The organism is Streptomyces sp. CB02923, from assembly GCF_001905005.1.
Taxonomy (GTDB): domain Bacteria; phylum Actinomycetota; class Actinomycetes; order Streptomycetales; family Streptomycetaceae; genus Streptomyces.
In genome coordinates, this window is the sequence record NZ_LWKZ01000001.1 from 1,247,227 (window position 1) to 1,259,776 (window position 12,550).

Annotated in this window: 11 protein-coding genes; 5 read left to right on the plus strand and 6 right to left on the minus strand. The window is 72.7% G+C overall.

Going from position 1 to position 12,550, the window contains the following annotated elements; genetic code table 11:
- Nucleotides 1-43: 43 nt before the first annotated feature.
- Nucleotides 44-1,504, minus strand: a complete 1,461-nt coding sequence (locus A6A06_RS05320; RefSeq protein WP_242440565.1) for an FAD-binding oxidoreductase — start codon at nucleotides 1,502-1,504, stop codon at nucleotides 44-46.
- A gap of 62 nt (nucleotides 1,505-1,566) precedes the next feature.
- Here A6A06_RS05320 and A6A06_RS05325 point away from each other — a divergent pair, with 62 nt between their 5' ends.
- Nucleotides 1,567-2,673, plus strand: coding sequence for a helix-turn-helix transcriptional regulator (locus A6A06_RS05325; protein ID WP_073759256.1), 1,107 nt, complete (start codon nucleotides 1,567-1,569; stop codon nucleotides 2,671-2,673).
- 17 nt (nucleotides 2,674-2,690) lie between these two features.
- Nucleotides 2,691-3,809, plus strand: coding sequence for a phosphoserine transaminase (gene serC / locus A6A06_RS05330; protein ID WP_073759257.1), 1,119 nt, complete (start codon nucleotides 2,691-2,693; stop codon nucleotides 3,807-3,809).
- Nucleotides 3,810-3,899: 90 nt separating this feature from the next.
- On the opposite strand, the gene A6A06_RS05335 is transcribed toward serC, so the two are convergent.
- Entirely contained in the window at nucleotides 3,900-4,730 is an 831-nt protein-coding gene (locus A6A06_RS05335) for an ABC transporter permease (protein ID WP_073759258.1), read from the minus strand.
- A complete protein-coding gene (locus A6A06_RS05340) occupies nucleotides 4,727-5,722 on the minus strand; it encodes an ATP-binding cassette domain-containing protein (RefSeq protein ID WP_073759259.1) in 996 nt (331 codons plus the stop codon). The genes A6A06_RS05335 and A6A06_RS05340 overlap by 4 nt, the downstream gene beginning before the upstream one ends.
- 147 nt (nucleotides 5,723-5,869) lie before the next feature.
- Between A6A06_RS05340 and A6A06_RS05345 the strand changes: the two genes are divergently transcribed.
- Nucleotides 5,870-6,640, plus strand: coding sequence for a TetR/AcrR family transcriptional regulator (locus tag A6A06_RS05345; RefSeq protein WP_073759260.1), 771 nt, complete (start codon nucleotides 5,870-5,872; stop codon nucleotides 6,638-6,640).
- Between the two features lie 96 nt (nucleotides 6,641-6,736).
- On the opposite strand, the gene A6A06_RS05350 is transcribed toward A6A06_RS05345, so the two are convergent.
- A complete protein-coding gene (locus A6A06_RS05350; RefSeq protein ID WP_073759261.1) occupies nucleotides 6,737-7,756 on the minus strand; it encodes a hypothetical protein in 1,020 nt (339 codons plus the stop codon).
- Between the two features lie 668 nt (nucleotides 7,757-8,424).
- Here A6A06_RS05350 and A6A06_RS05355 point away from each other — a divergent pair.
- Both A6A06_RS05355 and A6A06_RS05360 read left to right on the plus strand, forming a co-directional pair.
- Nucleotides 8,425-9,114: a GDSL-type esterase/lipase family protein gene (locus A6A06_RS05355; RefSeq protein WP_073759262.1), complete on the plus strand. Its 690-nt coding sequence runs from the start codon at nucleotides 8,425-8,427 to the stop codon at nucleotides 9,112-9,114.
- A gap of 71 nt (nucleotides 9,115-9,185) precedes the next feature.
- The gene (locus tag A6A06_RS05360; RefSeq protein ID WP_073759263.1) at nucleotides 9,186-10,184 is read left to right on the plus strand and encodes an aldo/keto reductase; all 999 of its coding nucleotides are present in this window, start codon (nucleotides 9,186-9,188) and stop codon (nucleotides 10,182-10,184) included.
- A 271-nt stretch (nucleotides 10,185-10,455) separates the two neighbouring features.
- Here the strand turns inward: A6A06_RS05360 and thpR are convergent, their stop codons facing one another.
- Together thpR and A6A06_RS05370 are read right to left on the minus strand one after the other, a co-directional pair.
- The gene (gene thpR, locus A6A06_RS05365) at nucleotides 10,456-11,022 is read right to left on the minus strand and encodes an RNA 2',3'-cyclic phosphodiesterase (RefSeq protein WP_073759264.1); all 567 of its coding nucleotides are present in this window, start codon (nucleotides 11,020-11,022) and stop codon (nucleotides 10,456-10,458) included.
- Nucleotides 11,023-11,121: 99 nt separating this feature from the next.
- Nucleotides 11,122-12,528 carry an MFS transporter gene (locus A6A06_RS05370; RefSeq protein ID WP_073759265.1) on the minus strand — a complete coding sequence of 469 codons (1,407 nt, stop codon included), beginning with the start codon at nucleotides 12,526-12,528 and terminating at the stop codon, nucleotides 11,122-11,124.
- Nucleotides 12,529-12,550: the final 22 nt, after the last annotated feature.

Sequence of the window (12,550 nt, forward strand, 5' to 3'; positions counted from 1 at the left end):
TCGGCCGGGGGCGCTCCCTCCCGTTCGCCCGCTCTGTGCCCGGCTACGCCCGGAACAGGTGCTCCGGGTCGTACGCCGCCTTGGCAGCGGCCAGCCGCCGGTACAGGTCCTCCTCGTACGCGTCGGCCACCGCGTCACCGTGATCACCGAACAGGAAGTTGACGCTGCGGCCGACCGCCCTGGACGCCAGTGCCGCGCGTACCTCCGCGTGCAGGGTCCGTGCGGTCCCGATGTCCGAGCCGTCCAGTGGGGACAGCAGGCGCAGCAGGTAGCGCGCGTCGCGGTGGCCGACGGAGCCGCCGCCGGTGGTGAGGGCGCCGCCGAGGTGGTTGAGCTGCACCACGGTCATCAGCGGGGCGTCCGGGCCGGTCAGTGCGGTGACCTTGCGCAGTTCCGCCGCGTCCAGGCCGCTGAGGAGGACGCTGTCGCCGTCGTAGGAGTGAGGCGTGTCCGGGTCTTGGTGGATGGTGTGCGCCTCGGTGTACGGCATGTCGTGCAGCGTGTCGGCCACCCGCGGCCCGACCGCGCGCAGCGGCGCGACCAGCCGCTCGCCGTCTTCCGCCGTCCCCGTGTACGCGATCCGGATCTGCGCGAGGTAGCGCCCGCGCAGGTGGCCGGGCACCACCGGGATGTCCGGGTACGCGATCAGGCCGACCGACGAGGTCAGCGTGTCGGGCAGATCCTCGGTCCAGGCCAGGTACGCGGCCAGCGCCTCGTCCATCAGGTCGCCGCCGAAGACCAGTTGCCCGCCGTACACCCGCTCCACGGGCACCAGCCCGAACTCCAGGGCGGTCACCACGCCCAGCCCGTGCCCGCCGCCGAGCAGCGCCCGGAACAGACCGGCGTCGCGTTCCGCCGTGACCTGGCGCAACTCGCCGTCCGCGGTGACGACTTCGACCAGCCGGACGCGGTCCGACGCGTAGCCGAACTCCCGGCCCAGGATGCCCAGTCCGCCGCCGAGCGTGTAGCCCACGACCCCCACGCCGGGCGACGACCCGTTCACCGGCGCCAGCCCGTACGGCGCGGCCTCCTCGATCACTTCGGCCCAGAGCGCGCCCGCCCCGGCCCGCGCGGTGCGCGCCCCGGCGTCGATCCGCACCCCGTCCATGCGGCGGGTACTGACCAGCAGGCCCCCGTCGTTCGCCGCCGCCAGCCCGTGCCCGGTCGACTGTACGGACACCGGCAGGCCGTTGGCGCGGGCGTACCGCACCGCCTCGACGACATCGGCCGCCGTGGCCGCTCCGACGATCACCGACGGACGGTGGCGGTAGCCGCTCTGGAAGCCGGACCGCTCGGCGTCGTACTGCTCGTCGCCCGGCACGAAGACCACGCCGGTGACGCGGCCGGTCAGTTCGGCGAGGGAGGCGGATGCGGAGGCGGATGCGGAGATGGGGGCCGGGGAGGGGGCCGGGAAGGGGCCCGGGGAGGCAGCGGCCTGTGCGGCGGTGGCGGCGGGAGTGTCGCTGCCCGTCGTGTTCATGCGGGCGCTGTGCGTCGTGTTCATGCGGGTGACTGTGGCGCCATAACCTGACACCTTCCGTCAAGTTTTCCGGAAGACTGGACGGCGTGAAGTCCGACCGCCTCCTCTCCGTCCTCCTGCTCCTCCAGACGCGTGGCCGGGTGCCGGCCGCCGAGCTGGCCACGCGGCTGGAGGTGTCCGTACGGACGATCTACCGCGACGTCGAATCGCTGTCGGCGGCCGGGGTGCCGGTGTACGCGGAGCGGGGGCGGCACGGCGGGATCGCGCTGCTGCCCGGGTTCCGTACGGATGTGACCGGGCTGACCACCGACGAGGCGCGGGCGCTGTTCGTGCTGGCCGCCGAGGGGGCGCACCACGCGCTCGGGCTGGACGACGCGCTCGGGTCCGCGCTGCGCAAGGTGATGGCCGCGCTGCCCGCGCCGCACCGGCCCGCCGCCGAGCTGACCAGCCGCCGCATCCTGGTCGATGCCGGGCGCTGGCGGTCCGGGCCCCGCCCGGCCGTGGACCTGGACACCCTGCACACCGCGGTCTTCGCCGACCGGCGGCTGCGGCTGCGATACCGGCACAGCGGCGAGACCGAGCCGCGTACGTACACCGTCGATCCGTACGGGCTCGTCTCCAAGGCCGGGACCTGGTACCTCGTCGCGGACCGGCGGCGGCGCGCGCAGCTCTTCCGGGCCGACCGGGTGGCCGCGGCCACCGTGCTCGACACGCCCGTGCGGCGCCGTGCGGGGGTGGAGCTGGCCGACGCGTGGGAGGCGCTGCGGCAGCAGGTGGAGACCCGGCCAGCGGGGCTGCGGGTGACGGCCCGGGTGCTGCGTACCCGTCTGGACCTGTTCGTCCGCATCATGGCGGCGGCGCTGGTGGAGCCGCCGGAGGACACCGGCGGGACGTGGGTGACGGTCGAACTGGTGGTGCAGGAGCTGCGGGCCGTCCGCCAGCTGCTCCAGTTCGCGACGTCGCTGGAGGTGCTGGAGCCGCCGGAGGCGCGGGTGGAGCTGGCGCGGGCCGCCGCCGCGGTCGGCGCCCTGTACGACGAGGCCCGCCCGGACGAATGGACCGAACCGTACGAAGGGGCCCGCCCGGACGAAGGGACCGGCCCGTACAAGGAGTCCCGAGCGACGGACGCCCGCCCGACGGAGGCATCCGTTCCGTCTCACCCGGTGGACCCTGGTCCTGCGCCGGCCCCGTGACGGATTACGCTTCGCCCGTGGCTGATATCCAGATTCCCGCTGACATCAAGCCCGCCGACGGTCGCTTCGGCGCGGGCCCCTCCAAGGTGCGTACGGAGGCGCTCGACGCCCTCGCCGCCACCGGAAGTTCCCTGCTCGGTACGTCCCACCGCCAGGCACCGGTCAAGAACCTGGTCGGCACGGTCCGCGACGGCGTACGCACCCTCTTCCAGCTCCCCGAGGGCTACGAGGTCGTCCTCGGCAACGGCGGTTCCACCGCGTTCTGGGACATCGCGACCCACGGCCTGATCGAGAACAGGTCCCAGCACCTGACGTTCGGCGAGTTCTCCTCGAAGTTCGCCAAGGCCGCCAAGCTGGCGCCGTGGCTGGCCGAGCCCACGACGATCTCCGCCGACCCGGGCAGCCACCCGGAGCCGAAGGCGGAGGAGGGCGTGGACGTCTACGCCCTCACCCACAACGAGACCTCCACCGGTGTCGCCGCCCCGATCCAGCGCGTGCCGGGGGCGGACGACGGCTCGCTGGTGCTGGTGGACGCCACCTCCGGCGCGGGCGGCCTGCCCGTGGACATCGCGCAGACCGACGTCTACTACTTCGCGCCGCAGAAGTCCTTCGCCTCCGACGGCGGCCTGTGGATCGGCGTCTTCTCCCCCGCCGCCCTGGAGCGCGCCCGCGCCGTCCACGCCTCCGGCCGGCACATCCCGGAGTTCTTCTCGCTGCCGACGGCGATCGACAACTCGCTGAAGAACCAGACGTACAACACCCCGTCGCTGTCCACCCTCTTCCTGCTCAACGAGCAGCTGGAGTGGATCAACGGCCAGGGCGGCCTGGACTGGGCGGTACGGCGCACCGCGGCCTCCTCGCGCACGCTGTACGGCTGGGCCGAGGACTCCAAGTACGCGACGCCGTTCGTCACCGACCCGGCCAAGCGCTCCCAGGTCATCGGCACCGTCGACTTCGACGACGAGATCGACGCGGCCGCCGTCGCCAAGGCGCTGCGCGCCAACGGCATCGTCGACACCGAGCCGTACCGCAAGCTGGGCCGCAACCAGCTGCGGGTGGCGATGTTCCCGGCGATCGACCCGGCGGACGTCGAGGCGCTGACCGCCTGCATCGACTACGTCATCGGCAAGCTGTAGGAACCGCCGAGGCACAACGGCCGGGCCCCGGCGGGACGCACCCGCCGGGGCCCGGCCGTTGTGCCGCCACGCCACCGTGGCGGCCCCCGTTCAGCGGCTGAGACGCTGGAAGCGGCGTACCGCGAGCGGCAGGAAGACCGCGGTCAGGGCGAGCGGCCAGACCACCGCCATCAGCAGGGCGTGCTCCTCGATCCAGCTGCCGCCGGTCATACCGGGCCGGCCGAAGAGTTCGCGTACGGCGTTCGCCGTCGAGGAGACCGGGTTCCACATCGCGATGGCCCCCAGCCAGTCCGGCATCATCGACGGCGGCGTGAAGACGCTGGAGATCATGCCGAACGGGAAGGCCAGCGCGAACAGCCCGCCCGCCGCCTCCTGGTTGGGCACCAGCAGGCCCAGCAGCACCCCCACCCAGATGAGCGCGAAGCGCAGGTGCAGCAGCAGGGCGAAGGCCGCCAGGGTGGCGAGCGCGCCGCCGTCCGAGCGCCAGCCCACGACGACGGCGATGACCGCCAGCACCGCGAGGTCCAGCGCCGCGCCGCACACGTCCGCCACGCCCCGGCCGCTGACCACCGCCGAACGCGCCATCGGCATCGAGCGGAAACGGTCGGTCACCCCCCGGTCCTTGTCGACCACGACCAGCATCGCGGTGTTCATGAAGCCGAAGGCCATCGTCATCGCGAACATGCCGGGCATGGCGTAGTCCCGGTAGGAGCCCTCGCCGCCGACGTCCATCGCGCTGCCGAAGACGTAGACGAAGAGCAGCACGGAGACGATCGGGAAGCCCAGCTGCCAGGCGATGTTGACGGGCTGCTTGACGAGGTGGGTGAGGTCGCGGCGGACGATGGTCCAGCAGTCGGCGAAGGCCCAGTACAGGCGGCGCTCCGGGAGGGGTCCGGGGGCGCCGGTGGCGGGGGTGCTCATGCGGCGGCCTCCGTCCGGTGCGCGGGGGCGGCCGCGTCGGCCGTACGGTGTCCCGTCAGCCGCAGGAAGACCTCGTCCAGCGTCGGCCGCCGCAGCCCGATGTCCGCCACGTCCAGCCCCGCGTCCTGGAGCGCCCGCGCCACCTCGGTGAGCGCCGCCACGCCGTCCGCGACGGGCGCACCGACCCGCCGTTCCGCCAAGTCCGTTTCCGGGGCGACGCCGTCCGCGGCCACCCTGGCCACGAGCCCCGCCGCCCGCGGCAGTTCGGCGGCGTCGCGCAGCACCACCTCGACGCGGTCGCCGCCGATGCCGTGCTTGAGCCCGTCCGGCGTGTCCTCCGCGATGGTCCGGCCGTGGTCGATGACGGCGATCCGGTCGGCCAGCTGGTCGGCCTCGTCGAGGTACTGCGTGGTCAGCAGGACCGTCGTGCCGCTCGCGACCAGGTCCCGGACGGTTTCCCAGACCTCGTTGCGGCTGCGCGGGTCGAGTCCGGTGGTCGGCTCGTCCAGGAACAGCACCTCGGGTGCGAGCAGAACGCTGGACGCCAGGTCCAGGCGCCGCCGCATGCCGCCGCTGTAGTGCCTGACCTGCTTGCCGGCCGCGTCGGACAGGCCGAAGCGCTCCAGCAGCTCGTCGGCACGGGCCCGCGCCCGCCGGCCGTCGAGGTGGAAGAGCCGGCCGAACATCTCCAGGTTCTGCCGCCCGGTCAGGATCTCGTCCACGGCAGCGTACTGCCCGGCCAGGCCGATCCGCTTGCGTACGGCGTGCGGCTCGCGTGCCACGTCGTACCCGGCGACCGTGGCCCGTCCGCCGTCCAGGCGCAGCAGCGTCGCCAGGATGCGTACGGCGGTGGTCTTGCCCGCGCCGTTGGGGCCGAGCAGGCCCTGCACGGTGCCGCGCCGCACGGCGAGGCCGAAGCCGTCGAGCGCCCGTTTGTCCCCGTACCGCTTGGCCAGGCCCTCCGCCAGGACCGCTGTCTCGGATGTCCTCATGGGTTCCCCCGTCCTTTCCCCGCGCTCGGATCGGGTACGCCGCACACCCGCAATCCAGGTACGGCGTACCCAGTTACGCGTACACCGTACCCGATAACGCGTACGACGTACTCGGTTTTTGTGCGGCGGCTTAGACTGGGCGGCACCATGACGACAGAACACAGCGGCAGCGGCGATGTGGCACGCAGCATGGAGCTGCTCTGGGGAACCGGCGAGCGGCCCAGCCGCGGGCCCCGGCCCGGCCTGACCCTCGACCGGATCGTGACCGCCGCGGTCGCGGTCGCCGACGCCGAGGGGATCGGCGCCGTGTCGATGCGCCGGGTCGCCGCCGAACTGGGCGTCGGCACGATGTCGCTCTACCGCTACGTGCCGGGCAAGGGCGAGCTGCTGGACCTGATGCTCGACAAGATCGTCGAGCTCGACGCCGTGGCGTTCCCCGGGCCCGAGGCCGGCTGGCGCGCCGTCCTGGAGACCGTCGCACGCGGCATCTGGCAGCTCCACCACCGGCACCCCTGGCTGCTCCAGATCGACCAGACGCGCCCGCTGCTGGGCCCCAACTCCCTGGACGGCCTGGAGTTCACCCTGCGCGGACTGTCCGGACTCGCTCTCCCCGACCGGGAGAAAATGCAGATGCTGATGACCGTGGAGGGCTACGTCGCGGGCGCCGCCCGCACCGGGCTGAACTCGGCGATGGCCGAGAAGCGCACCGGCATGAGCAACGAGGCGTGGTGGAAGACGCAGCTACCCGTACTGACGCGGGCGATGGAGAGCGGCCGCTACCCCTATCTCGCGCGGCTCGCCGAGAACACGTTCACCTTCGACCCCGACGACGACACCGAGGGCGACGCGGCGTTCGAACTGGGACTCGGCCGCCTGCTCGACGGCTTCGCCACGTACATCGACCGGCACGGCGGCTGAAGCGGAAGACACCCGTTCCGCGGTGCGGAGCGGAGAGCGCACCCGCCCCGCACCGCGAAACGGGCCCGCTGTCCGCCGCGGTGCACGAGCCGGTGTCTAACGTCGGCGGAACATCCGGCGCAGTGCCAGCACCACCACCGTCGCCACGCCGAACGTCGCCGCCGCCAGCAGCACGTTGCGGTTCTTGCCCCCCGCCTCCTGACCCCCGTCGGCAGCGTCCCCCTTGCCGGTGCCGTCGCCGCCGCCGCTCTTCCCGTCGGACGCCTTCGCCGACTCCGGCAGCTGATCGCCGCTGAGCCCCACCGGCTGCACCTGACTGCTCTTGCCCTCCGACCCGAACAGCAGCGTCCGCCCGTCGAGAGCGAAGGTCACCGACTCGCCCTGCATCTGCAACGGCACGCCCACACTGCCGATGTCCTTGGGGCGCCCGCCCTCCCACCGGTACATCTCCGCGCCGAAGTACCCGCGCAGCAGCAGCCGCGTGCCGTCCGGCGAGAACGCGCCGTCCGTCACCCACTGGTCGATGCCGGCGATCCGGCGGAAGGTGTTCGTGCCGCGCGCCGCCAGCCGCTCGGGCCCCTCGTACAGAGCCGCCCCGCCGCTCTTCTTCTTGCTGGCGATGTAGACCCGCCCGGTTTTGGGATGCACCATCATCGCCTCGGCGTCCCGCGGCCCGCCGTCGTACTTGACCGTGAACTGCGCGGCGGTGACGGTCTGGTCGCGCAGCTTCCGCGGCTCGGGGAAGCGGTAGATCCATACGTGGTTCCAGGTGCCGCCGAGGTTGTCGCCGATGTCGCCGACGTAGACATTGCCGTCCGGGCCGACCGAGATCGCCTCCACGTCGCGCGGGTCGCCGATGCCGCGCAGGGTGACGGTCGCGACCGTGCGGCCGGTCCGGCCGTCCACGGCGTAGACGTACGGCCCGTCGTCGCTGTCGTTGTGGGTCCAGTACACGCCGGGGTGCGCCCGGCTGGCCGCCAGCCCGCTGGACTCGGTGATCCGCGTGTCCTCGATCGTGAACCCGTCGGCCCCTCCCCCGCCGTCGGCCACCGCAGGCCCGGCCGCCGCGAACAGCACGATTCCCGCGGCCCCGGCCGCGCACAAGAGTGAACGCATGGGCACAGCTTCCCACTTCGGGGGCGCGGCGGTGGCGCCCGGCCTCGCGGGCCGCCCTCGCGGACCGGGCGCCGGCCGACGGCCGACGGCCGGACGCGAGAAGGCCGGCCGCCGATGGACCCGGCGGCCGGCTTCTCGCCCACACATTCAGCTCACGGATTCGGGATCGGATCGGGATCGGATCGGGATCGGATCGGGATCGGATTCGGATTCGGGATCGGTCTCCGGGAATTTCCGGTGCGCAGGGTTCACTTCCCGGAGTGCGCCGACCGCATTTCGGACGCGATCACCATCACGATCACGCACTCGGAATTCTCTCCACCGGCGGCATCGGCATCGGCATCGGCATCGGTCCGGTAAACCGTCTTACGTTCCTCGCTCTTCCCTCGCTCTTCGCATGTGTGGTGAACTCGCTCCCGATTGCGCAGACCCAGCGGTCGGATCAGCAGCCGCACCAGCGCGGATGCGACTCATGAGCGACTGGTCTCACATGGATTAAGGTAGGCGCCGAAACGCGGAACTGCCATCGCTCGAAGAGATGGGTTTCGAAACTGCGAACGCAGGCACCGCCCCGCCCTCGTCGCTCGGCTCCCCGCTCCTTATGATCTCCGCATGACCACCCCGACAGCGCTCTCCGGCGCACCCGGGCCGGGCGGCCGGGAGGTCGTATGCGTGTGATGTTCGTCGGTGACTCGATGACGATCGGCAGCGCCGGTGACTTCACGTGGCGCTACCGGATGTGGCAGCACCTCAACCGGACCTTCGGCGGCCCGTACCGCATCGTCGGACCGCGTACCGAGCTGTACGACCTGTCCGCCGACGCGGCCGTCTCGTACGCCTACCGCGACCCGGACTTCCCCGAGCGCGCCCGGCGCCACCTCGCCGGGTGGGGCGAGGGCTGGTGCCACATGGCGCCGCTGATCGGCGACGCGGTGCGCAGGCACAAGGCCGACACCCTGCTGGTCTCGCTCGGCCTGATAGACCTCGGCTTCTACACGGACGCGGAGCAGACCGCCGAAAACGTCCGCCGCTTCGTCGCGGAGGCCCGGGACGCCGCCGCGGGCGTACGGGCCGTCCTGATGCCCGTCATCCCCAACACCCGCGCTCTGTCCGACGCCCCCTTCGCCACCGAGTGCGAGCGCTTCAACGAGCTGCTGGCCAAGGCGGTCGCGGACCTGTCGACCCCCGCTTCGCCGCTGCTGCTGGCCTCCCACCCGGACGGCTACGACCTGGACCGGGACACCTACGACGGAACGCACCCCTCCGCGTCGGGCGAGCACCTGCTCGCGGCCGCCTTCGCGGACGCCCTGCACCAGGCGTGGGACGTGGGCGCCGCCTACGCGCCCGCGGACGGCTGAGAGCGGGCCCGCTCCTCGATCCGGACCCACTCCTTGATTCGAGCCCACTCCAAGGCGTTGGCTAAGGCCCCATGGAGTACACGCAGCTCGGACGCACCGGACTCAAGGTCAGCCGACTGGTCCTCGGCACCATGAACTTCGGCCCCCAGACGGACGAGGCCGACAGCCACGCCATCATGGACGCCGCGCTCGCCGCGGGCGTCAACTTCTTCGACACCGCCAACGTCTACGGATGGGGCGACAACAAGGGCCGCACCGAGGAGATAGTCGGCTCCTGGTTCGCCCAGGGCGGCGGCCGCCGCGACAAGACCGTGCTGGCCACGAAGGTCTACGGCAACATGGGCGGCGACGGCGGGCAGGTCTGGCCCAATGACGACCGCCTCTCCGCGCTCAACATCCGGCGGGCGGTGGACGCCAGCCTCAAGCGCCTGAACACCGACTATATCGACCTGTACCAGTTCCACCACGTGGACCGGCACACGCCGTGGGACGAGATCTGGCAGGCCATCGACGTCCTGGTGCAGCAGGGCAAGATCCTTTACGCCGGTTCCTCCAACCACGCGGGCTGGCACATAGCCCAGGCCAACGAGACCGCCGCGCGCCGCGGCTCCCTCGGCCTGGTCAGCGAGCAGTGCCTGTACAACCTCGCCGAGCGGCGCGCCGAGATGGAGGTGATCCCGGCGGCGCGGTCCTACGGCCTCGGCGTCATCCCGTGGTCGCCGCTGCACGGCGGTCTGCTCGGCGGCGCCGTACGCAAGGAGCGCGAGGGCGGCGGAGCCCGTACCAGCGGGGGCCGCTCGGCCGGGGCGCTGGCGAACTCCGCGATCCGCGCGCAGATCGAGTCCTACGAGGACCTGCTCGACAAGCACGGGCTGGAGCCCGGCGAGGTCGCGCTGGCCTGGCTGCTCACCCGGCCCGGTGTGACGGGGCCCATCGTCGGCCCGCGGACCACCGGTCAGCTCGAATCCGCGCTGCGCGCCGTCGAGCTGGAGCTGTCGGCCGAGCTGCTGGACTCGCTGGACGAGATCTTCCCGGGTACCGGGCCGTCGCCGGAGGCGTTCGCCTGGTGAGGTTCAGGGCGCACACCGTGCCGGTGTGATGGGGGGCCGTCCGGCGTCTCAGCGCAGGGCGGCCGCCACGATCACGACGACGAGCAGCACGGCGAAGAGACCGGACATGATCCGGTTACGGGTTTTGGGGTCCACCCTTCGAGCGTAACCGGCCCGCCGGGCGCACCGACGGCCAGGCGGCCTCCGGGGCCCGGCGGGCAGCGGCCGGCACGCTCCCGGCGGCCCGGCTGCTCGGCCGCCCTGCTGTCCAGCCGCCCAGCGGCTCAGCGGCTCAGTGACCCAGCGGCCAGGCCGCCACCGTCTCGTACCGGGGCTGCTCGCCCGCCACGCCCGAGGCCGGCAGACGGCTGCGTACGAGCGCCAGCTCCCGCACCGTCCACGGGCCGCCCTCGAAGTCCGCCAGCCCCTCGACGAACGGGGTGAGGTCGAGGGCTTCCGCGCGGTTGCGCGCGACGGTCAGGTGCGGGGTGTACGCGCGGTGGCCGGACATCTCGATCCCGGCCCGGCGGGCCGCCGCCGTGGCCGAGTCCGCCAGCCTGCGCAGGGCCGGCAGGCCGCCCTCGGCCCCGGCCCACACCACCCGGTCGGCGAAGCGCCCGCCGCCCTTGAGCCGCAGCGGGAGCGGCTCGTGCCGCCGTGCGGCGCGGGCCAGCCGTTCGTGCAGATCGGGCAGTGCGGTGTCCGGCACCTCGCCGTAGAAGGCGAGGGTGAAGTGCCAGCCGGCCCGCCCGGTCCAGCGCAGCCGTCCGGCGCCGGGCAGCGCCCGCAACCGGCGTACCCGGGCGTCGAGTTCGTCGACGGCGGCCTCGGGCGGCACTACGGCGGCGAAGAGTCTCATGCGGTCAGTGTCGCGCACGGGATGATCGCCGGGGCCCGTACCCGGGACGGGGCCGGGGTGCCCCGGCTGCCGCGTCGCGGCCGGGGCACCGGGCGTCCGTCAGGCCGCCGCGGCCAGCCGCTCCGGCTCACTCTCCCGCTCGCGCGGCACGAACCGTACGTGCTGGTGGCCGCGCCGCAGGTCTATCCGTACCCGCAGGCCGCCCGCACGGGTCAGCACCAGGCCCACGCCGGCCGCCGCCAGGGCGGAGACCAGGCCGCCCGCGAGGAAGCCGAGCCGGGCGCCGTACGCGTCGGTGACCCAGCCGACCAGGGGCGCGCCCAGCGGCGTACCGCCCATGAAGACCATCATGAACAGGCTCATCACCCGCCCGCGCATCAGCGGGTCGGTGGCCATCTGCACGCTGGAGTTGGCCGTGACGTTGATCGTCAGGCCGACGACGCCGATGACGATCAGCAGCGCCCCGAAGATCCAGACGGCCGGGGAGAGGGCCGCGGCCATCTCCAGGAAGCCGAACAGCAGCGCCGCGCCCACCAGCAGCCGCAGCCGCGACGTGCTGCGCCGGGCCGCGAGCAGCGCGCCCGCGAGCGAGCCGGCCGCCATCAGGCCGTTGAACCAGGCGTACATCCCGGCGCCGCCGTGGAAGACCTTGTCGGCGAAGGCGGTCAGCCAGATCGGGAAGTTGAAGCCGAAGGTGCCGATGAAGCCGACGAGGACGATCGGCCAGATCAGCTCGGGGTGGCCCGCGACGTAGCGCACGCCTTCCCGCAGCTGGCCCTTGCCGCGCGGGGTGCGGTCGACCTCGTGCAGGTCGCGGGTGCGCATCAGCAGCAGTCCGGCGAGCGGCGCGATGAAGGACAGGCCGTTCAGGAGGAAGGCGTAGCCGCTGCCGAGTGAGGTGATCAGCGCGCCGGCCACGGCGGGGCCGATGAGCCGCGCGGACTGGAAGTTGGCGGAGTTCAGGCTGACGGCGTTGCGCAGGTCGTCCGGGCCGACCATCTCGACGACGAACGCCTGCCGTGCCGGGTTGTCGACGACGGTGATCAGGCCGAGCACGAAGGCCATCAGGTAGACGTGCCAGACCGCGACGTGCCCGCTGAGGGTCAGTACGGCCAGCACCAGGCCGGTCAGGCCCATCGACGCCTGGGTGATCAGCAGCAGCTTGCGCTTGGAGACCCGGTCGGCGATGACACCGCCGTACAGGCCGAAGAGCAGCATGGGCAGGAACTGCAGCGCGGTGGTGATGCCGACGGCGGCGGAGGAGCCGGTGATGCTGACGACCAGCCAGTCCTGGGCGATGCGCTGCATCCAGGTGCCGGTGTTGGAGACGACCTGGCCGGTGGCGAACAGACGGTAGTTGCGGACTCTCAGCGACCGGAACATGCCCCCGCGCGGTTCGGCGGCGGTGCCCGGTGAGCCTGTGGGGGGCGCGGTCGCGGCGTCGGTGGCGGTGGTGTCGTCGGAGTGCGGTGCGGGGGCGGAGTCTGCTCCGGATCCCGTACTCAAAGTGGGTTCGCCTCCTCGGCGC

What these genes read in the sequence shown, in the direction of transcription:
- A6A06_RS05360 (WP_073759263.1), top strand. Translation starts at nt 9,186, where the DNA reads ATGGAGTACACGCAGCTCGGACGCACCGGACTCAAGGTCAGCCGACTG.
- A6A06_RS05340 (WP_073759259.1), bottom strand. Translation starts at nt 5,722, where the DNA reads ATGAGGACATCCGAGACAGCGGTCCTGGCGGAGGGCCTGGCCAAGCGG.
- A6A06_RS05320 (WP_242440565.1), bottom strand. Translation starts at nt 1,504, where the DNA reads ATGAACACGACGCACAGCGCCCGCATGAACACGACGGGCAGCGACACT.
- A6A06_RS05350 (WP_073759261.1), bottom strand. Translation starts at nt 7,756, where the DNA reads ATGCGTTCACTCTTGTGCGCGGCCGGGGCCGCGGGAATCGTGCTGTTC.
- A6A06_RS05335 (WP_073759258.1), bottom strand. Translation starts at nt 4,730, where the DNA reads ATGAGCACCCCCGCCACCGGCGCCCCCGGACCCCTCCCGGAGCGCCGC.
- thpR (WP_073759264.1), bottom strand. Translation starts at nt 11,022, where the DNA reads ATGAGACTCTTCGCCGCCGTAGTGCCGCCCGAGGCCGCCGTCGACGAA.
- A6A06_RS05345 (WP_073759260.1), top strand. Translation starts at nt 5,870, where the DNA reads ATGACGACAGAACACAGCGGCAGCGGCGATGTGGCACGCAGCATGGAG.
- A6A06_RS05355 (WP_073759262.1), top strand. Translation starts at nt 8,425, where the DNA reads ATGCGTGTGATGTTCGTCGGTGACTCGATGACGATCGGCAGCGCCGGT.